This is a genomic window from Chryseobacterium sp. JAH, assembly GCF_001507335.1.
GTDB lineage: Bacteria > Bacteroidota > Bacteroidia > Flavobacteriales > Weeksellaceae > Chryseobacterium.
In genome coordinates, this window is the sequence record NZ_LMAH01000010.1 from 53,735 (window position 1) to 74,926 (window position 21,192).

Here is a 21,192-nt window from a genome sequence, read left to right on the forward strand (position 1 = left end):
GTTCTACAATGGCATATTATGCACAAAAAAACATAACGACAATAACGTTGCAAAGGTGTTATTACTGTTTTGCAATTTTATATAACTCGATTGATTACCGACCCGTCAGGTTTTCACCAGCTTCTGTATATCTGGGACCCACTACAGCAATATGAGCAGCAGCTTCATTAATTTTTTCTAATTCTTTGCCTGTAAGCTCAATATTTACGGCACTTAAATTTTCTTCTAAACGGTGATGATTTGTTGTTCCGGGGATAGGAACAATCCAAGGTTTCTGAGCCAAGAGCCAAGCTAGCGCTACTTGCGCCTCTGTTATATTCTTTTGTCTTGCAATGGTGTTGAGTAGTTGTACCATTGCCTGATTGGCTTTTCTGTTTTCTTCTTGAAAGCGGGGTAGAGTGTTGCGGAAATCACCTTTGTGAAACTGTGTCTTTTCATCAATTTTGCCTGTCAGGAAGCCTTTTCCTAAAGGACTGAATGGAACAAAACCTATTTTTAATTCTTCAAGTGTCGGAATGATTTCCTCTTCTGGTTTTCTGTGCCACAAGGAGTACTCACTCTGCAATGCCGTAATCTTTTGTACAGAGTGTGCGCGTCGGATGGTTTCTGCGCTAGCTTCAGATAGTCCAAAATGTTTTACCTTACCCTCTTGTATCAGGTCTTTTACCGTTCCTGCCACATCTTCAATCGGTACATTTAAGTCGACACGGTGTTGATAAAAAAGATCAATGACATCTGTTTTTAGTCTTATTAAACTCTCTTCTGCTACCTTCCTAATGTTATCCGGACGACTGTTTAATTCTGACCAAGAACCATCAGCAGCAGGTTTAAAACCAAACTTGGTCGCTATATTGACCTTTTCTCTAAATGGTTCCAATGCTTCGCCAACCAACTCCTCATTAATAAAAGGGCCATATACCTCCGCTGTATCGAAAAAGGTCACCCCACTTTCGACAGCCTTACGGATTAGTTTGATCATTTCTTTTCTGTTAGGGATTGGCGTGTAGCCATAACTCATACCCATACATCCTAACCCAAGCGCAGAGACCTCAAGACCTCCCTCTCCTAAAAGACGTTTTTCCATACAACATTATTAATTCATTAATTTTTTAGTAAAAAAAGTGTTTCTACAATTCCTGCGCTGTTGGTCGGAATATGACTTCATTGATGTCAACGTCTTCCGGCTGGCTAATTGCAAAGGCAACCACACGAGCAAAACTGTCCGCGCTTATACCCACTTGTCCTACATACTCTTTATTGGCCTTCTGAATATCTGCTTCAGAAATATGTTCCAGAAGTTCAGTTTTTACAGCACCGGGAGATACGATGGTGGTACGGATATTATAGGGCTTTAATTCCATTCTCAAACCTTCAGATAAAGCGCGAACAGCAAATTTGGTAGCCGAATAAACTGCAGAACCACCAAATATTTTGTGACCTGCAACTGAAGCAGTATTGATGATCTGACCGGATTTTTGTTCTTTCATATATGGAAGAGCACTGGCAATACCATTTAGCACTCCTTTGATATTTACGTCAATCATTGTGTTCCACTCATCTACATTAAGTCTATCTATCGGAGAAAGTGGCATCACGCCGGCATTGTTCAATAGTACATCGAGACGCCCAAATTTTTGAACGGTAGTATCGACAAGGTTTTGTACTTCTGTCAGATTTGTAACATCTGCTTTTATGGCTAGTGCTTTTCCTCCATTTTCAACGATTTCTTCTGCGAGTTGCTCAATTTTGTCTGTTCTTCTTGCGCCAAGTACGACAACAGCGCCGAGTGTCGCTAAATGTTTAGCTGCAGCTTCACCCATACCACTGCTTGCTCCTGTAATAATGACTATTTTGTTTTTGATATTATTTTCCATTTTTCTTATTTAATTTTTTTTAACTGTTAATATTCGACTTGTGCCTGCTGTTTTGCGTCATATCTATCTCCCACAACACCTATCTTCTCTATTCTGCTTTCAAGCTCACTAATCTCTGAGGCTGACAATGTAAAGTCGGCAGCTCTGAAATCCTCTTCCAGATGTGAAATTTTCGTCGTGCCTGGTAAAGCAACAATAAAGGGGTATTTGGAGAGCATCCAGCTCAAACATATTTGAGATGAGGTCATTCCCCTTGTTTTTCCAAAATCATTCAGTGCCTCTACAATACGGATATTGGACTTTATGGCTTCAGGCTGGAACCTTGGCCACGCACCGCGAATGTCATTTGTATTCAGGTCAGAATATTCCGTTAATGTTCCACCCAGTAACCCACGGCACAGTGGACTATATGCTACAAAACCAATTTCTAACTCCTGCAAAGTCGAGAAGATAAATTCTTCCGGTAATCTGGTCATAAAGGAATACTCACTCTGAACGGCTGTTACAGGACAGACTGCATGTGCTTTTTTTATCGTTTCTGCTTTTGCCTCGCTAAGTCCGAAATGCAGCACTTTTCCCTCTCTGATCAAATCTTTTACAGTTCCAGCAACATCCTCAATGGGAACATTTTTATCAACACGATGTTGATATAATAAATCGATACGGTCGGTTTTTAATCTTTTCAGGGACTGCTCAACAACTTTACGTATATGTGCTGGCCTGCTGTCCAAAGCATTTGTACCATCGATTGCAAAACCGAATTTGGTCGAAATAGACACTTGATTTCGGATAGGTTTAAGTGCTTCACCTACCAATTCTTCATTGATGTATGGGCCATATACTTCAGCGGTGTCAAAGAAGTCACAACCAATTTCTGCGGCATTTCGAATTAATTTGACCATACTCTTATGGTCTGGATGGACGCCACGTCCGGTGTGCATTCCCATACAGCCTAACTGGATGGCAGAAACTGTCAATGGATTTTTTTTTGATCCTAATGTTCTCTTTTCTTTAAGTAGCTTTCCAGAATCTTTCTTAATACTAATGTTGTTATTTTCGTAATTACCGGGAGCAGATCCGAAACTCAACAATGTTCCTGAGGCAATAGTTCCCAAGGTAAGTAATGACGCATTCTTCAGGAAGTCCCGTCGCTCCAAGGATTTGGTGTTTTGATTATGTGTATACTTATCCATATTTTAATTTTTTTTAAGTTTCACTCGGAGAAAACAAAGTCTTACGCTTGAAATTTAGTTTAATGGGCCTTTTTCACCGACATTATTGTACACTGTTGTATATTTCATCAGTCACTGCTTCCTGCCATTTCACAATTCCTTTTTCGGTATTCGGAACAATGTATAACTGTTGTAATCCTACATCAGTACTTGCTCCGTGCCAGTGGCGCACATTTGGCGGACATTTTACAACACTACCTTTTTTAATGATTTCAATTGGTTTTCCTTCTATCTGATGGTAACCAATTCCGTCTGTTATAATTAGAATTTGACCCGCAGGATGACTATGCCAGTTGCTTCTTGCACCGGGCTCGAAATAAACATTGCCTACAGATGTTGTGAACGTGCTGTCAGGATCTACCAATCCCACGTTGTATGCGTTTCCGGTAAAATTTTCACTTGGACCTTTTTTTCCTGAAGGAAAAATTTGATTTAATTCCTTTTTTTTACCGATGGATGCATCCTTGTGCTTTTTGTCACAGGAAAAAATTGCAACTGAGCAAAATATAAACAGTGCACCTGATATTAAAACATTTTTCATAATGGGTCGATTTTATTTTTTTCAAATTTGAAGACTGAATTCAGTTTGCTGCAACTTTTGTCTTGAAACTGAGGAGAATTAGCAACGATAAACGGATGGGAGATTACGCTACATTCAAATTTCAGGTATTAAAATTAAAATGTCGTAGCATCAATCACATATCTGTATCTCGCTTCTTTATTGACAACTTTCCCCCATGCATCATTTATTTCTGAAGCTTTAATCATTTCTATCTGCGGATAGATTTTATTGTCAGCGCAATAATCCATCACTTCCTGGGTTTCGGGAATACCACCGATTAGTGAACCGTTAAAATTCACTCTGTTGAAAATCATATTAAAATTATTGATGGTTAGTTCACCGTTGATTGGTTGTCCCACTTGCGTAAAGTAGCCATACTTTTTTACGCAGTCGATGTAAGGGGACATTTCGTATGCGTAAGGAACAGTTGAAATCATAAAGTCTAGTTTTCCTTTGTAAGGCTTTAAATCTTCTGCCGTTTTTACGACGATAACTTCTTCTGCTCCAAAGCTTTTAATATCGTCTACTTTTGAAGGAGATGTGGTGAATGCATATACTTTAGCTCCTTTTGATACTGCTAATTTAACAGCAATATGTCCTAAGCCACCAATACCAATCACACCTATCTTATCACCTTTCTTGAAATTCACCTTCATCATTGGTGAATACGTCGTAATTCCTGCACAAAGCAAAGGAGCTGCATATTTCAGCTCAATGCTCTTAGGAATTTTGATAGCGAAATGTTCTGTTACCACAATATTATTAGAATAACCACCTTGCGTTATTCCACTTGGTGATGATTTTTCAGGTACACCATAAGTACCAATCATTCCACCGGTTTCGCAGTGATGTTCCTCACCACTTTTACAACTGTCACAATGCATACAACTGTTAACCATGCAACCTACCCCTGCCTGGTCACCAATCTTAAACTTAGTAACATTTTTGCCAATGGCTGTTACAATGCCGGCGATCTCGTGCCCAGGCACTTGTGGATATTTTTGAGGACCCCAATGTCCTTTGATCGTATGAATATCCGAATGGCAGATTCCTGAATATTTAATTTCAATTAAAACATCATTATCTCCAACGGGTCTTCTCTCAAATTCCCATGGCGTCATCTTTCCTGCCACATCTTTTCCTGCGTAGCCTCTAGATTTTATGTTCTTGCTCATATTTTTTTTATTATTTGTTTGTGCGAAAATGCTCAAAGAACCAGCAAGCATTAGGCCTGCGCCCGCAATTCCTGTCTGTATGATAAATTTTCTTCTTGAAGGGTCGTTGTGGTTTGACATATATTAATGATTTAGTAGTGAAGATTTTTAATGATTTTTGCAGGAATCCCACCAAAGATCGTATGATCTGGAACATCTTTTGAAACTACTGCACCTGCTGCAACAATCGAATTCTCGCCAATTGTAACACCAGGAAGGATTGTAGCATTTGCGCCTAGCCAAGCATTTTTTTTGATTACAATTGGCTTAGCAGTCAATCCGTGTCGGTCTTTTGGATCCAACGGATGACCTTCTGTAATCAAACTGACCTTCGGTCCAATTAAAACATTGTCATCAATTGTAATTCTGCCTAAGGCCAGAAAGGTACAATCGAAATTAATAAAGACATTTTTCCCAATGTATATGTTCTTGCCGTAATTGATGTAAATCGGTGTAAAAATGGTGACATCCTCGATCTTTTTGTATAAAACCTGACTTAATATATACGTGATGATTTCAGGATCCGATGAAGCATTCATTTTATTAAGAAGGGCTTTTACTGCGAATGCTTCCTCCATCAACCTGCCGCGTTGCGGATCGTTGGGAAATATGGTTTCTCCAGCTATCAGTCTTTCAAAAATGTCTTCTTGAAAGAATTTTGGATCAAGGCTGTCATTTAAGTCTGGAATCATATCTATAGTTGATTATTATTTACAAATTTAATGTTGAAAAGAGAAAGTGGGTAAAGATTATCAAACCAAATGTTAAGGATTTCAAACTTCTGCCAGACGAAATCCAGTTGGATTAGTTCCTGTAATTTTCTTAAAAAAATTATTAAAGTAAGTTGGATATTCGAACCCAAGTGAATAAGCTATTTCGGAAATACTCCAGTCAGTGTGCTGTAATAAGGCTTTTGCTTCGGTAATTATTCGCTCTGTAATGTGAGTTGTTGTTGGTTTTCCCGTTACTTCCTTGACCACACGATTTAAGTAATTGACGTGAACATTCAGTTTTTGCGCATAGTGCTGAGCCGTTCTTAATATAAGCGGATTTTGGATAGTTTCAATCGGAAATTGCCTTTCTAATAATTCAAGAAAAACAGAAGTTAGTCTCGACGAGGCATTATTGTTTTGTCCATAGATCTCTGAAGGCTCCATCTTTAGAGATTCGTGGATGATGAGACTGATGTAATCTCTAATTAATTCATCTTTATATATGTAGCCGCTTTCCTGTTCTTTAATCATCCTCTGGAAAATGGTATTGAGAAAAGACCTTTGCTCCTCTGTTATCTTTAAAACAGGTGTTCCTCCAATTTTAAAAAATGAAGACTGCTGTAAACTTTCCTTTCGTTCAGAATTTTTAAAGAAATTTTCTGAGAAAAGAATAGTGTAACCCACGTATGAGCTAGAAATTGTCTCGCAGGAGTAGGGGATGTGTGGATTGCCAAAGAAAAGAATCGTCCCTTCCTGTTCATAGGTTTTCTCGGAATAATGAATTTTGCTTTTTCCGGTTGTCAGACATATTTTATAGAATTCTTTTCTACTGTATGTTCGCGTCTCAGTATTGTCTTTCTCAATCTGAAACGCCTTAAAACCTTGAAGTTTCAGTTCGTTATTAAACTTGGAAACTTCTCTTGTTACTCTATCTTTCATCTTGTCAGGTTAAGAAATTCAAATAAAAACCAATTACTTTTTTACACTTTAAAAAACAGATATTGTCATACGTTTTTTATCTTTTGAATGAGAAACTTTGCGTTCCGTAGTATTCTCATTACTGTAATTCAAATTTAACAGTGACTGCACCTGAGCCCAGTGCTGCTGCATAACCCGATGTATCATCTACTTTTCCTATCCTGGTGTATGTGTATGAAGTGGATGACGATGTGTAGAATAAAACCAAAGTTCGGCTGCCATAGAGCATGATATCCCCATTCTGTATGGAACCCGGATTGGAAGCATTTGATGGTAGGTTATTTGCAAAATCGAAAAATTTTTCATTCCCGTTCAGTTCGCTCATATTAAGCGTTAATGGCAACATTGCCTTAAACGCATCTGCAGTGGCATTTTCATAGAGAGACGCTGTGAATACGGAAGAACCGACTGTAATTTTCACTTTATCAGTGGATACGGCATCGTTGATAATGGGATCATCATCCTTGCTGCATCCTGTAAATAATAATGTAAAGGTTAGAGCGAATATTGCTATTACCACGTTTTTCATTTTTCTCATATTTTTATTTACTTTTAATGATTACTTTTTTGCTCACCGTACTGTGTTTATCTGCATCAATTTTGATGAAATATACACCTGCTGGAATATTGCTTGTATCTACTTTATTTTCTTTCGACTGTAATAGCACTTTTCCGTTCATATCTAATAAGGATAAGCTGGTAAAATCGCTTCCTGTTACTCTGAAGTTTTCTGTAGCAGGGTTTGGTGTTACCTGAAATAAATTATTTTTTACATCTAAATCCGATACGCCCATAGTCGGGTCTAGAAGTTCATAAGAAACAGATACGCTTCCAGAGCCTAAGGCTGCTGTGAGCCCTGTAACATTATTTATCTTTCCTATTTTTGTATAGCTGACTGAGGTAGGGAAAGTTTGATAAAAAAGAACTAAACAGTTATTGCCATACAATGTTAAATCACCCGTCTGGATGGTACCGGGATTTGTAGCGTTTGTTGGCAAAGTAGTGCCTGACGGAAAGTAGAAGTATTTTTCTACTCCCCCAAGCTCACTCATATTAATGGTGAGTGGTAACAATTGTACAAATGCAGCAGACGTTGGGTTATTTTCTAACGTGGCAATAAATTCAGAGGAGCCGACAGTGATTTTTACATTTTGGCTTTGTGCGTTCAGCTTGCTGATGCTGACAGCGAAAATTACTAACAAATAGGATAAAATTCTTTTCATTAGAACTGTGTTTTTGGGAGAAATTTATATTTTTTATTCAAACGTAATGGTAACATTGCCCGATCCTAATGCTTGCTCTAAGCCCGCTGGATCGTCTATCTTTCCTAATTTCGTATAGCTGTAGGGTGTTGCAAAGGATTTGTAAAAAAGTACCAACGTGTTGTCGCTCCAGATCATTAAATCACCTTTACTTATTTTAGTTGGGTTATGGTTGTTGGTCGGAAAAGGTTTTTGAAAATCATATTTCTTCTCATTACGGTTAAAGTCTTCCATTTTAATCGTCAGAGGTAATAATGCTTTAAATGCTTTTGCCGTCTGATTGTCGTAGAGCTTTCCTGTAAAGGTTTTCGAATTGACCTTAACTTTTATTTCTATATTTTGCATTTTATTGTAATTTTCTTTGTCTTTTTGCTAGTTCTCAAATTTCTTATGTTCACCACACAGTGCAGTACTAGAATAGATCAATGGACATAGTATCAAGGTAAAAAAATATAAATTTTTCATTGTTGTTTATTTTGTCGTACGAGACAGTAGTTAATTTTAAAAATTAATCAAATCATAATTTTGTCCTTTCTCGTATCAATCATTGTAAAATCGAAATTTGATACTACAAATTTCGTAAATTGCTGTAGCTTATACTTATACAAAATACTGATTGTTTTACCATTTTTACTGATTAACCTTAGTGAGCATTTCTGAAAACCATTAAAAAAGAGTTGATAATGGTTATTAGGCTTTGGCAGAAAATTTTGAAAATGGGTGCATTGGAAATCAGATGAAATTCATTTGAGGTAAACACTACAACAAAATTCGTTGCTGGATGGAGTTGCTAACTTTGTTAGGACACAATTTTTATACTCTTTAACTTTAAGAGTATGAAAAAGATCAGAAAAAATTACAGTTTAGAAATCGAAGATTGGCCGAAGCCAGTTTAGGATCCAAGCAATATCTTTAAGCGAACAGCGAGGCAATGTATCCTTAGTAGCTCAAGAATTAGGGAGTTGCAAAGAAAGTTTAATCAATTGGATAAAGCTTCACAAAGAAGGTAAAGCTTACGAAGGAAAAACAAATTTCCTCCGATCCCATAAGAGAAGAGCTTTTGAAACTTCGCAAGGAACTTGAAGAAACAAAGCTAGAACGTGACATCTTAAAAAGGCGGTAGGCATCTTCTCCAAGATAGACGGGTAAGATATAAATTCATCAAATAACACGCTAATGTGTTTCCTGTCGGGAAGATGTGTGAGGTATTAAAGGTAAGTAGGAGCAGTTTCTATCATGGGAAGAAAAGAAAACCTACTATGCGTTCAGAAAGAAGAGCTGTTTTATCTGCGGAGATCTTCAGTATCTATCATTGGAGCCGTGGCAGATATGAAAGTCCGCGAATAGCCAGAGAATTAGAAGCAAAGGGAATACAGTCAAGGCTGGGTATATCTTACCACAGTTATTGATTTGTTTGACAGAAAGGTTATAGGGTGGTCGCTAAGTGAGACGATGAAAACTCAGGAAACCAGTAGTGCTGCCTTGAAAATGGCACGGCTTCACCACCCTTTACAGAATCATGGTAGTTTAATTTTCCATTGACTACGTCGAATCTTCGATTTCGGACAGAGGGATTCAGCATGCGTGCACAGAATTTACGTCATTGGTCGGAAAAAACATTACCCGAAGTATGAGTGGAAAGGGAAATTGTTATGATAATGCTGTAGCGGAGAGTTTCTTTAAAACTTTGAAAACCGAACTTGTCTTTCAAAATAAATATGAAACTAGAAACCATGCCAAAACTCTGTGTTTGAATATATAGAAACATTTTACAACACTCAGAGAAGGCATTTGGCTTTAGGAAATTTAATCATAATAGAGTATTAAAATTTAATGTCTAATCAATCTAAAAATGTAGCATAAAGAGTATATAATTTTGTCTCAAAAATAGTTGCAAGTTCAATCTGCTGCTGAAAATGATTTCAAAACATATTTATCAAAAGCAGGTTACAAAGCTACTGAAGTAGATAAGGAATTTCCAAAGGGGCCTGCAGTCTTGACTGGAGTATATTATCTGCACGGTGATCTCGGTACAGCAACGTATGTCACCAATGAAATTGCAGAACCTACCCAATATTTCTTAAATTTACCTTTTGGGGAGATGTTGGTAGAGCAGCGGGACTCTCTTATGTTCAGACTGAGGGTAATTAACATTGTTGTTAAACAGGTAAATAACGAAATGAGATCAACAATAATATATTCAAAACCTGCGTAAAATGATCACAATATATCCGTACATGTGTGTAAACTAATACATGATCACATTTTCACCTATAATACAAGTTCTAAATAATATTTTTAAAATCTGCATAAAATAAGGATAGGTTATTTCTGAACCTGCTTAATATTAAAGCAACCTATCCGCAGCACCTGTCTAAAATAATCCGTGATCAAATTCTTAAGCAGGGCGAAATAAATACAGGTTAACTTATTTTACCCTATCCAATATCTTTTTCTTTTAAAAGTGAAAAGTATAGATGGTAAATGTTGCTTGTTGGTATTTTATAATCTGGTGGGGTTTGGTTTTCAGAACCCTGGAAAATGGAAATTTCACGTTCGCAAGATGTGTCTTTGTACCCACAAATTTTGGCAAATTTCTGGCTCCAAAGACGATCTTGCCTTTTCTGCAAAAAGGAGAAAAAACGGCGGAACTTGTTTTTTTATTTTGAATGAAATCACGTTTGAGATTCCGGATTATTCTCTTTTAATCTTTAAAGATTCCAGACTCATTCAGAGTATTCTTAATTAACCTAGCTCTCTTAAAAACACTTGTTTTACAGGTTTTTATAATCCAACTTTGCCGTAGAAATTTTATCAAAAAATGAAAATATTACTTAACCTTTTGTTATTTTTCTTTACAATTATTGTTGAGGCACAGGTTGGAGTAAACACGCAGACACCTTCAGCAACTTTGGATATTGTCGGGAAAACAGATTTGCCCAATCACTTTGATGGCATAATTCCGCCTAGAATTACAGGTAATCAGCTTGCAAGTAAAAATTATTCGGTATTGCAAAAAGGTGCCATTGTCTATGTAACTCAACCTGTATCTAATCTTTTGGGTCAAGTTATTCTTGTTGTTAAAGAAGGATATTATTATTTCAATGGACAGTTTTGGAATCAGATATTTACTGAACCGATTTACTATGATGCGCTTGTCGTATTGGATGAAACACTTCCTGTAAATACTATTTCTGAACAGACCGCTTGGAACGCATATCTTCCTTTTCCAATAAATCCTCGGCAGCATTCTTTATCAACAAAAATATATAGACTTGGTACAGCAGGGTCAGGAATAACCGGACAGATTGATGAAAGACGAATCGGAACAATTGGATATCTAGATCTAACCATTAGCAGCTCAACGCCCATCACTTCAAATTATGTCATGTTGAATCTTTCGAAGCCATTGCGTGATTTAGGTTTTATGTCAGATGGCAGTGTAGGTACGATCAACAATATTTTGGTAAGCGGAAGTCCTAATGGAGGAGGCTTAGGTGTAGAACAAGGCATAGTTTCATTTACAAACGTCAATTTCCATTTACTGTTGTGGAAGAATCAAATAGAAAAATTTAACGGTACGATAAAAGGTATGACCACCTTTCCGATTAACTATCTGAACGTAGTTGAATGATAGATAAAAAGCATTTTGAGAAGAAAGATTACGTTAAAATTAGAATTTCCCTCAGCCAGAAAGAAAAGTGGAAAAGCTTATGCAAGGAAAAAAATATTTCTATCACAAGTTTAATTATCAATTCCGTCGAAAAAAGAATAATGGATGATGAGAGAAGAAATGTTTTAGAGTTCATTGAAAAACAGGATAATGTCTTTGTGAAAATTGAGACCAATATCAATCAGGTTGCTAAGATTGTCAACACTCAACGGTTTATTAGTCCCAGGGAGCTGGATGAATTTTTGGAAAAGCTCTCAGAGATTTCAGAATTGAAAAAGATGCAGAATAGAATATTTGAAAAGATTTATGCTCTGCTGGCAAAATGATTATTAAAATTATGGCTCCGGCTGGGTCTAATTTTCCGGGAGTAAATTATAATGACAAGAAGATCAATGAAGGAAAAGGCGAGTTGATGAAGATGAAAAATTTCCCATCATTTATCAACGGAGATAGCGAAAAAAAGCAAGTTCAGGATTATTTGAAAGCTATTTCAAATAGAAATAACAAGGTTTTGAAACCTCAATTCCATGCAATGATCTCCACTAAATTTCAGGAACATTCAAAAGAGGAGCTGACTAAGATTGCTGAAAATTTTATGGATGAAATGGGTTATAGAAAACAACCATTTATAGTGGTCAATCACAATGACACGGAGAACAATCATGTCCATATTGTCACAACCCGTGTGGACAAACAGACTGGGAAGAAAATTAGTGATAACTACGAGAAGCTTAAGGCTCAAAAAGCATTAAGCGACACTTTAGAAAAGCTCTATGGACTTAAGTCAGAGGAAAAACTGAATAGACTTTTGAATTATAAGATAAGTTCTATCAATCAATTAGAAACTTTACTTGATAGGAATGGATACAAAATGGGCAAAAACCCAAATGATGAAAAATATTTGACCCTATTAAAAAACGGTGTTATCCAACAAACGTTAAAGGGAAACCAATTAGTCTTTGATAATAAAAATGATAAAAACAGAACAAAGCAACTTCGAGCAATTCTATGGAAATATAAAAACATTTATTCCAATAAAGTTTTTAAAGTTGAGGATTTTAGAAAACAAGAAGGAATGCTTCCGGAAGAAAAGATGAGAGAAAAAGATAAGCTTACTCCGAAGATAGAATTTGAAAGCGAGCTTCAGAAAAAACTGAGAGATGTATTTGGAATAGACATCGTGTTTCATCATAAAGATGAATATCAGCCTTTTGGTTACACTTTAATTGACCATAAAACTGGGACAGTTTATAAAGGAAGCGAACTTATGAAAATGAGCGAGTTGTTTGAGTTCACGTCCGAAAAAATTGGTAAAAAACTATTTGAAAGTCTGCAGGATTACAATGTAAGAGATAGTGATAGTAAAATGCTATTAATGGATTTTCTCAAAGTTAGACATCCAGAAAATGAGATAAAGGAATTTATGCTTTTTGGTAATAAAAAACTTAAAAACAAGGAAATATACAATGCCATAAGAAACGATGTTCGAGAATATCTAAAAGCACAAAATAATAAAGATATCAATGTTATAAAGTTGGAAGATGGAAAATATTACGTCATTCATTCGAGACTGCATTATATAGGAGAAGTGGAGGCATTGATTGGAGAAAAGCAGTATCAAAAATTGCTTGATCCTCAGATACAGGTTACATCAAAAACTGAATACAAGACAGGTAACGAATTAAATAAAGCAGTCAACGAATTGTTTTTTGAACTGATGAAAAGTTCCGGCTCAGCCAAAGATCCTGCTGAGCAAGAACGTAAAAAGAGAAGAAAGCGCCGGTAGCGGCAGACCATTTATTAAACCAAAAACCAATCACCAATTCATATGATAATCACTTTTGGAACGCAGAAAGGAGGAACCGGTAAAACAACTTTAGCTATTGCTTTTGCTAACTACATTGCACTTTCTTCCGAAAGGAAGGTCAATGTATTCGATTTTGATTTTCAGAAGTCGTTTTACTACAAATGGAAAGAGGATGGATTGCTCGATATTCCAAAGCTGTATGATGTAGAAATTATTGATGAGGAGAATGAGCAGCCTTTTTCGGATTTTGAACATTTGATTGAAATGAAGGAAAGTGAAGACGTTAATGTGTTTGACCTTGCAGGAACATTGGATGCAAAATACAGTGATCTGCTTATTTACAGTGATTTTATAGTTATTCCTTTTGAATACTCTAATGTATCTGCAAAATCGACCTTGGTGTTTATCAATTTTTTAGGTCTTTTGGAAAGTCAGGCAGCGCGGGTATTTATCAGATCAAAATATGATAAAGGCTATAAGTACCAGAATCAGGAAGGTATGGATGCCGAGATTAGTAAATATGGTCTTCTGTTAAAAAGCCCGGTATTTAAAAGGAATTGTTTGCAGACTATTGATACAAGGAAACTGACCTATGAACAAAAATATGCTGTAAAAAATTCCTTCTTGGAGCTGACAGAATACATTAATAAATGTCTTGAAATTACATTATAACAAAATCATTAATACCATCTCAAATGACAAAAATAATTATCAGTATTATCTCTGTTTATCTGCTATACTACGTAGGAAACATCATCTATGACCTTTTCCTGAAAAAGGATATTTCTAAGAATCAAGATGAAACCGAAGAATATTCTTTGAATGATTTTCTTGATAATAATACAACTGAAGTACAACAAGTCAGCATCGATGATGTCGAAAATATAAATACTCCTAATTCATTCAACAAAAGAGAACTTTCTCCCGTAATAGAGGACGGACATAATGAAAACAGAGACCTTGAGTATTGGAGAAATAAGTTCGAGTCTGAAAATGATATTGACAGTTTTAATGAAATTTCAGAATCTAAAGAGGTAGAAGAAATTTCCACTGTTGTACAAGTTGAAAACACTCCAATGCCTAACTCAAGAAATCAATCATATCATAAGCAGTTCTATCAGTTCCTAAACCTTGCCGAGACCAGTGTACAGGTTCTTGCAGACCATGACGGTTACAAGATTTATCAGTCGCTGATCTAAAACATTAAGCAACCCTTCCAATTCTATTCTGATCCGCCAATAAATGGCGGATAGCATACCTCTTATGCCTTTTTCTGAGCAAAATAACCACAATTCTAACCATAAATATTTAATCATTATGAATTACAGGAGTACACGTAATCAAATTATTACAAAATTATTTACTGCCACATTATTACTTCTTGCAGTAACCCCAATTTTTGCTCAGGGCGGTGCAACGGCAATTTCCAATGCAGCGAACGACATTAAGGATTATTGGGATCCTATCAAGCTTATTCTCAAGGCAGTCGGAGGTTTGGTAGGTTTCATAGGCGGTCTGAGAGTCTATAACAAGTGGACGAATGGCGATCAGGATGTCAACAAAGAAATCCTGGGCTATGGAGGAGCGATGATATTCTTATTGGTAGTTCCGGAATTCGTAACAGCATTCTTTGCTTAATATGGGTTTCTATCTCTACAAGGGGCTTAAGAAACCCCTTGTATTCTTCGGACTCAAAGGGAAATATATTTTCTATGCAGTTGGTGTTATCGGAGGTGGCGTCATTGCGGCACTTGTCTTATCCAAGTTCGGATTACTGGGTTCTCTATTAGGACTTGCAGTAACAGCAGGAGGTGTTTATCTCATTTTCAAAAGACAAGACAAGCACGGTCTTTATGCCAAGACCAAAAACTTCAATCAGATTTTAATTTTTCCTAAGAGGATTATCAACACTAAGCTTTTAAAGCAAAACAAATCAAACGGTTTTGAAATCAACAATTAAATAAATTAAAATGAAAATTAAAAAACACGCATTTGACATTCCTTTTATTGGCTTCGATTATGGGAAAGATTTCGGATGGGATTTTGATGTCTTGTTTGGGCAGTATGGAAATCCCATTATCGGTATCCGTATAAGGAATGCTGTTGAGCAATATTCTGCTGATCCGGATAATTACCTGAATTTTCATACTGTTTTAAATCAAGTCGTATCCATTATTGGAGAGGGTAGGATCGTGCAAAAGCTCGATATTTTTTCAAAAAAGAAATACACTGCAGAACATTCCAATCAATTTCTTCAGCAAAAATACTCCGAACACTTTGATGGTAGACTCTTCAAAACCATTGAAACAGTACTTTTCTTCACGGATATTATTGATGACAGGCTGAAAAAGAAAATGAAGCACTATCATTTTTCTGATAAAAGCTACAAAGAGCTACGGGATAAATGTCAAAAAGTAGTGATGCTGCTCAAGCAGAATGACTGCGAACCACAGTTCTTATTTGCAGAGGATTTTGAATATTACATATCAGGTGTATTATCAATGCATTTGTCAGATGTTCCAAGTTTTGATAACATCAAAAGTACCAGTGAATATCTGCAGATAGGAAACCGATTTGTCAAAAATGTTTCTTTTGTCGATGTTGAAAATATCGATTTGCCTTCTGAAATTGAAACATATTCTATTCTCGGAGGAAATGGGGCTGCATCTGAAACCGCTGTTGATAATTTTACATTCATCAATGAGCTAGAAGATTATGAAACAATCATCTACAATCAGGTCATTACTATTCCTCTTCAGGCACAACAGCAAAGGGAACTCGACAAGAAAAAGAAAAAGCACGAAGGAGCGGCTAATAATTCTCCATCCAATGCGATCATAGCTGAAGAAATCCAAACACTTTTGCACAACATTGCAGTTGATGGGCATTTGGTTGTAAATGCTCATTTTTCACTTCTTTTTTCAGCAAAGACTTTGGAAAAAATGGAGAATATACAGTCGATGATTGAAAATAAGCTCTTCACAAAAGGAATTATTGTTTCCAAGAATGCGTACAACCAATTGGAACTTTTCCGGTCAGCCATCCCAGGTAATTCTACAGAGCTAAGAGAGTACGACCTTTTTATGACGACAAGCGAAGCGGCCTTGTGTTTTTTTTTTAAAGAGAGTTACCCCGTGAACGAAGAATCCAACTTTTATTTAAGGTTTACAGATCGGCAGGGTGTTCCGTTAAAGGTCGATCCTGCTGATCTACCGATGAAAATTGGACGCATCAATAACCGGAACAAGTTTGTCCTTGGACCAAGCGGATCAGGAAAGAGTTTTTTAATGAATAATATCATTGAGCAATACCTTACTTACAATTATGACGTTGTCATCGTTGATACCGGAGATTCTTATTCGGGAACCTGTAAATATAAAGGAGGGAGATACATTCAGTACACAGAGGAAAAACCAATCACAATGAATCCTTTTTTAATGGATAAAAAAGAGTTCAATATTGAAAAAATTGAATTTTTGACCAACCTTATATTCCTGATATGGCAAGGACCCGATGCATCAATGTCATCTGCACAAAAATCAATTTTAGATAATGTGCTGATGTCTTATTATCGTCAGTATTTCAATTCAGGAACCCAATGGTACGACCTTAAAAGTTCAGAGGAATTGATCCTCTATCTTCATAAATACAATGTACACGAAGAGGATATTTGTGCAGAGTATGAGAATGAAAGTAAAGTACAAAGAACATATTATGACATTTTAGAAATTACTTTTGATGCAAGTTCTGAGGAAATTAAAGAAGCAGGGAGAAAACTTTTGAAATTCTATCATCCCGATAAGAACATCAACAATCCAGACTATGACAGTGATCAATTTTATACAGTCTATGAAGCTTACGATACGCTTAATGATGAAGAAAGAAGACGGATTTATAATGAAACCCAATTGATTCTTATAAAATCGAATGAACTTATCAGACAATCGGAAATAAAAGAAAACTGGAGTGAATCGTTTAGAAAAGCCATCATCAAAAAAATTAAGGAAGTAGAAGAAAAGTTAGATGCAAAAGAGCTTTCATTTAATGGATTCTATGATTACTGCGACAAATTCCTGCCTCTGTATTTAAATAATAAAAAATACAGCATCTCGGAAAGGGAATTTAATTTAAGAACTTTCCTTTTCGTTCTGAAGGACTTCTACAAAGGCGGACGTTATGGAACCACACTCAATGAAAGTGCCGATAATACTTTGTTTGACGAGTCATTTATTGTCTTTGAAATTGATAATGTAAAGGATAATCCCAAGCTTTTTCCTATCGTAACACTTATCATTATGGATACCTTCATCCAGAAAATGAGATTGAGGAAAGACCGAAGAAAAGCGCTCATCATAGAAGAAGCTTGGAAGGCAATTGCCAGTAAGCTTATGGGCGGATACATTTTGTATCTCTATAAAACAGTAAGGAAATTCTGGGGAGAAGCAGTGGTAGTAACACAGGAACTGGATGATATTATCGGAAATGCCGTCGTAAAAGACAGTATCATTAATAATTCTGATACGTTCATTCTTTTGGATCAGACCAAGTTCAAAGACAATTTTGACCGTATAGCAGCTTTACTCTCATTGAATAAAGTTGAGCAGAACAAAATTTTTACTATCAACAATCTTAATAACAAGTTTGGTCGAAGCAGGTTCAAGGAGTTTTATCTCAAACGAGGTTCTAAAGGCGAAGTCTATGGAAATGAAGTTTCAATAGAACAGTATCTAACCTACACCACTGAAAAACCCGAAAAATCAGCAGTCGACTATTACGTTCAAAAATACGGAAGCTATGATGAAGCACTCATTAAAATTGTATCGGATTTAAAATCTTTTGGAGACAGTCTTGAAAATCTTGTGTCGCTGGTCAATCTGTATCAAAATCCATTGGATTTAAAACTTGATTCTTTTTACAAAATGATGAAGGCAGAAAACAAAGGAAAAAATGTTTTCAAAATCATCAACCAGGAACTGGAAGACTACCAAGTCAGTTTTTCAGAATTAATCGACAAAAAATATCACTATGAAAAAGTTTAGTTTATTTTTTTTAGGATGTGGGAGTTTTCTATTTGCCCAGAATACCTACATCGATCCGACGGTTACAGCTGCAATGATATTGTATTCTGAAAATCTAAAAGCCAAGCAGAATGATGTCATTGAGGAAACCTCAAAATTGAAGGATGCCCAAACCTGGGTGGGAACACAAATGGTTGCAGCCAATGATATCCAGAATAAAATACTAAAAGGTTTAAAAGAAGTTTCCGGAACTCTGCAGAACGGTATTCAGGTACAGCAAATCTATTCTGAACTTAACAAATGCTACGCTTATTCGTCAGAAGTAGTTCAATTGGCTTCACAGCATCCGCAATATGCCATTTTTGGGACAAAAGCTTCACAGAAAACTTACGAGCAAAGTCTGAAGATTGTAACAGATGTTACCGACATACTTGCTTCCGGTGAACTGAATCTGGCTACTGCAGGTGATCGATACAAGATTCTACACAATATCTCCACTAATGTGAAAACTTTGAAGTTATGGCTTTTGGCAATCAAATTACGATTAGAAAAGGCAAACAGATTAGGGTTTTGGAATTCTATCAATCCTTTTGCGGGGTATATCAATACTGACAAAGGTATTGTTGAAAACATAATGAACAGATATAAGCGAAACTTTTAAAACTCAAATAATGAAACGGATTTTGCAAATATCGTCTGTTGTTCTGATATATATTTTACTTACTTCTTCCGGAGGTAGTTCTACACCAGCCTGGCAGCAGGAAAATGTTTCTTTTCCAATGATGGATCTTGAAATCAATGCAACGATGAAAGAACAGGACAGGCAGAAAGAAATGAGGCAAAAACAAACGCTGAATGCTACTGTAGAGACAGCTAATCAGACACAATGGAAAAATTTCAAAGAGAAGATTACCAAAGTACAGGACAGATTGCGAATTGTATCATTTGCAATTCAGGCAATACCTACAGGTGTCGCAATGAGCAGGGAAATAACGAAGATAACAGATAACCAGACTGCCATTATTAATGAGATTAATACAGCCCCTTATTCAATAATATCTGTTTTGCCCGCTCAAGTGCAATTTGTGGATGATCTGCAGATGGTCACCAGATTGATAACCGGCATTATCCTGTCATACGGAGCTATCAACCAAATGGAAAAATCTGAACGCGAGGTCTTGCTGGATTACGCATTAAGTGAAGTTAAAGCACTCAGCAGAAATTCCACCTATATGCTTTTGAAAGTTAGAGATATCAAAGCTAAAGTCTTACGAAACAAAAGAGCATTCCAATACTATGTCAACAGAGATAAACAAGTGGTGGAAAGTATTATGAATAATATCAAATCCTTTTAAGATGAAGAAGATATTAACCTTTATAATAGCTGCATTTTCAGGGATTACCATCAAAAGTCAGCAGATCGTTATCAATGATAAACTCTTATCACAAATAACAGTCAATCACGGCGTTCGTCTAGCCAGTGAGCAGGCTTTTTTAGATTCCTACGAAAAGCAAAAACAGCTGTATGATGATATCAATAATAAGACAACTCAAATTATTGCTATTCAGGAATACATCTATCAACAGCTTAAAAATGTCAATTCAGCACTTACGCAAAGTAAGAAATTGATTTACCTCTATCAGTATTTAGGTAAGATTGTGACCAATTCCAACAAGATGCTTGACCTATCTGCTCAACATCCGGAATATGCAGTCCTGGTTTCCAAATACTATTCTGAAATAGGTAAGCAGACTTTGAAACTTCAGCAGGAAGTTACTCAGGATATACTCAATGAAGATAAAGATTTTCTGATGGATGCAATGGATAGGGAAATGCTGATTGAAAAGGTCTTTACACGAGTAAGAAATATCAATGGGAACATTCTCTACATTATTTTGAGATTAGAGAATGCCAAGAAGATTCCTTACCTGTATCAGGTTCCGGTACTCAGAAATTACCTCAATATCGACAAAGCAATTGTCGGAGACATCATTCAAAAATATAAATACATATTCAACTAAACCTATGGAAAATTTATTTAAAAGAACAAAACTTTTCCTCTTGCTACTGATTATCACAAATGTTTTCGGACAAGTCAGTGTGAAAAGACTGAACGATCCTGCTATTGTTGCGCAGCATAAGCGAATGACATTCGAAAGCTGGGGAGACTGGAGACCTTATCCCAAATATTTTCTGGGTATTCAAACCAATTTTGCCTACGCCACGGTATGGGGAATGTGGGCTCCAAAAATTAACAGGGATTACAAGGATGGAGACGATATCAGACCATTAAAACCAACCGGAGAACAGAATTTAAGACTGGCGCAATTGAAATTTCAGGAAGAGGAAGCCAAGAAAATCAAAGCTGCTTCCGATACAATCTATAAAAGAAGTGTTCAGGATCTCGCTCACTGGACTTCTGCAACTGTTGATGCCGATCCACTCTGGTTATTGTACTACAAACGGATGCTGAAACCAATCACAGATTTTCCCGATACACCACAAAATTTTACTGAATGGCGACTGAAAGACCAGCAGACTTACGAAACAATTTCTACCACCGGGACACTAAAAAGACTACAGGAGGAAATAGATCTTATTAAAGATAAATATTCAATGTCCCGATCGATGGATATGCCAAGGGGAAAGCGCTTTATAATGTATCATGAAATACTAATTAGGTGGAGAAAATTTGTTCAAGAGTTAAAAAAACACAATGATAAAACGACACTTCTTCTGGACTATAAAAACATTTTAAGCAATCACATACCGACAGTAATACCTTCACAATCCAGTTCCGCTTCGGATAAACAGATTGTTCAGGATGTGATGCAGAAGTATAAACACAAATATTAGAT

Annotated in this window: 25 protein-coding genes; 15 read left to right on the top strand and 10 right to left on the bottom strand. The window is 36.3% G+C overall.

What is annotated here, in order from left to right; translation table 11 throughout:
* Positions 1-94 precede the first annotated feature (94 nt).
* The 10 genes from AR685_RS16775 to AR685_RS16820 all read right to left on the bottom strand — a co-directional run bounded on the left by AR685_RS16775 (position 95) and on the right by AR685_RS16820 (position 8,180).
* Complete coding sequence (locus AR685_RS16775) at positions 95-1,084, bottom strand: aldo/keto reductase (protein WP_059125278.1); 990 nt, start codon at positions 1,082-1,084, stop codon at positions 95-97.
* 43 nt (positions 1,085-1,127) lie between these two features.
* A complete protein-coding gene (locus AR685_RS16780; RefSeq protein WP_059125279.1) occupies positions 1,128-1,874 on the bottom strand; it encodes an SDR family oxidoreductase in 747 nt (248 codons plus the stop codon).
* 26 nt (positions 1,875-1,900) lie between these two features.
* Positions 1,901-3,067, bottom strand: coding sequence for an aldo/keto reductase (locus tag AR685_RS16785; RefSeq protein WP_082671964.1), 1,167 nt, complete (start codon positions 3,065-3,067; stop codon positions 1,901-1,903).
* An 82-nt stretch (positions 3,068-3,149) separates the two neighbouring features.
* On the bottom strand, positions 3,150-3,647 hold the full coding sequence (locus AR685_RS16790; protein WP_059125280.1) for a cupin domain-containing protein: 498 nt from the start codon (positions 3,645-3,647) through the stop codon (positions 3,150-3,152).
* 134 nt (positions 3,648-3,781) lie between these two features.
* The gene (locus tag AR685_RS16795; RefSeq protein ID WP_059125281.1) at positions 3,782-4,963 is read right to left on the bottom strand and encodes an NAD(P)-dependent alcohol dehydrogenase; all 1,182 of its coding nucleotides are present in this window, start codon (positions 4,961-4,963) and stop codon (positions 3,782-3,784) included.
* An 11-nt stretch (positions 4,964-4,974) separates the two neighbouring features.
* Positions 4,975-5,574, bottom strand: coding sequence for a sugar O-acetyltransferase (locus AR685_RS16800; protein ID WP_059125282.1), 600 nt, complete (start codon positions 5,572-5,574; stop codon positions 4,975-4,977).
* Positions 5,575-5,655: 81 nt separating this feature from the next.
* Positions 5,656-6,534 carry a helix-turn-helix domain-containing protein gene (locus AR685_RS16805; protein WP_059125283.1) on the bottom strand — a complete coding sequence of 293 codons (879 nt, stop codon included), beginning with the start codon at positions 6,532-6,534 and terminating at the stop codon, positions 5,656-5,658.
* 118 nt (positions 6,535-6,652) lie between these two features.
* On the bottom strand, positions 6,653-7,102 hold the full coding sequence (locus tag AR685_RS16810; RefSeq protein WP_059125322.1) for a cyclophilin-like fold protein: 450 nt from the start codon (positions 7,100-7,102) through the stop codon (positions 6,653-6,655).
* Between the two features lie 13 nt (positions 7,103-7,115).
* Positions 7,116-7,775 carry a cyclophilin-like fold protein gene (locus AR685_RS16815; RefSeq protein WP_228376459.1) on the bottom strand — a complete coding sequence of 220 codons (660 nt, stop codon included), beginning with the start codon at positions 7,773-7,775 and terminating at the stop codon, positions 7,116-7,118.
* Between the two features lie 54 nt (positions 7,776-7,829).
* On the bottom strand, positions 7,830-8,180 hold the full coding sequence (locus AR685_RS16820) for a cyclophilin-like fold protein (RefSeq protein WP_059125285.1): 351 nt from the start codon (positions 8,178-8,180) through the stop codon (positions 7,830-7,832).
* Between the two features lie 552 nt (positions 8,181-8,732).
* Here AR685_RS16820 and AR685_RS18405 point away from each other — a divergent pair.
* From AR685_RS18405 to AR685_RS16895, 15 genes are all read left to right on the top strand, one after another.
* Entirely contained in the window at positions 8,733-8,918 is a 186-nt protein-coding gene (locus tag AR685_RS18405) for a hypothetical protein (protein WP_410492935.1), read from the top strand.
* Positions 8,919-9,438: 520 nt separating this feature from the next.
* Complete coding sequence (locus tag AR685_RS18410; protein WP_410492934.1) at positions 9,439-9,597, top strand: integrase core domain-containing protein; 159 nt, start codon at positions 9,439-9,441, stop codon at positions 9,595-9,597.
* 129 nt (positions 9,598-9,726) lie between these two features.
* A complete protein-coding gene (locus AR685_RS16830; protein WP_059125287.1) occupies positions 9,727-10,050 on the top strand; it encodes a hypothetical protein in 324 nt (107 codons plus the stop codon).
* Between the two features lie 606 nt (positions 10,051-10,656).
* Entirely contained in the window at positions 10,657-11,469 is an 813-nt protein-coding gene (locus AR685_RS16840; protein WP_059125289.1) for a hypothetical protein, read from the top strand.
* Complete coding sequence (locus tag AR685_RS16845) at positions 11,466-11,834, top strand: hypothetical protein (protein ID WP_059125290.1); 369 nt, start codon at positions 11,466-11,468, stop codon at positions 11,832-11,834. The genes AR685_RS16840 and AR685_RS16845 overlap by 4 nt, the downstream gene beginning before the upstream one ends.
* Positions 11,831-13,294 carry a relaxase/mobilization nuclease domain-containing protein gene (locus AR685_RS16850; protein WP_059125291.1) on the top strand — a complete coding sequence of 488 codons (1,464 nt, stop codon included), beginning with the start codon at positions 11,831-11,833 and terminating at the stop codon, positions 13,292-13,294. Before AR685_RS16845 ends, AR685_RS16850 begins: the two co-directional genes overlap by 4 nt.
* 42 nt (positions 13,295-13,336) lie before the next feature.
* Positions 13,337-13,987, top strand: a complete 651-nt coding sequence (locus tag AR685_RS16855) for a ParA family protein (protein WP_059125292.1) — start codon at positions 13,337-13,339, stop codon at positions 13,985-13,987.
* Between the two features lie 23 nt (positions 13,988-14,010).
* Positions 14,011-14,514 (top strand): hypothetical protein, encoded by a 504-nt coding sequence (locus AR685_RS16860; RefSeq protein WP_059125293.1) that lies wholly within the window; start codon positions 14,011-14,013, stop codon positions 14,512-14,514.
* Between the two features lie 118 nt (positions 14,515-14,632).
* Positions 14,633-14,953: a DUF4134 domain-containing protein gene (locus AR685_RS16865; protein WP_082671965.1), complete on the top strand. Its 321-nt coding sequence runs from the start codon at positions 14,633-14,635 to the stop codon at positions 14,951-14,953.
* Between the two features lies 1 nt (position 14,954).
* On the top strand, positions 14,955-15,275 hold the full coding sequence (locus AR685_RS16870) for a DUF4133 domain-containing protein (RefSeq protein ID WP_059125294.1): 321 nt from the start codon (positions 14,955-14,957) through the stop codon (positions 15,273-15,275).
* 10 nt (positions 15,276-15,285) lie between these two features.
* A complete protein-coding gene (locus tag AR685_RS16875) occupies positions 15,286-18,354 on the top strand; it encodes a TraG family conjugative transposon ATPase (RefSeq protein ID WP_185113250.1) in 3,069 nt (1,022 codons plus the stop codon).
* Positions 18,341-18,994 (top strand): hypothetical protein, encoded by a 654-nt coding sequence (locus AR685_RS16880; protein ID WP_059125295.1) that lies wholly within the window; start codon positions 18,341-18,343, stop codon positions 18,992-18,994. Before AR685_RS16875 ends, AR685_RS16880 begins: the two co-directional genes overlap by 14 nt.
* A 10-nt stretch (positions 18,995-19,004) precedes the next feature.
* Positions 19,005-19,688: a hypothetical protein gene (locus tag AR685_RS16885; RefSeq protein ID WP_059125296.1), complete on the top strand. Its 684-nt coding sequence runs from the start codon at positions 19,005-19,007 to the stop codon at positions 19,686-19,688.
* A 1-nt stretch (position 19,689) separates the two neighbouring features.
* Positions 19,690-20,355 carry a hypothetical protein gene (locus AR685_RS16890; RefSeq protein ID WP_059125297.1) on the top strand — a complete coding sequence of 222 codons (666 nt, stop codon included), beginning with the start codon at positions 19,690-19,692 and terminating at the stop codon, positions 20,353-20,355.
* Positions 20,356-20,359: 4 nt separating this feature from the next.
* The gene (locus AR685_RS16895; RefSeq protein WP_059125298.1) at positions 20,360-21,190 is read left to right on the top strand and encodes a hypothetical protein; all 831 of its coding nucleotides are present in this window, start codon (positions 20,360-20,362) and stop codon (positions 21,188-21,190) included.
* Positions 21,191-21,192 lie beyond the last annotated feature (2 nt).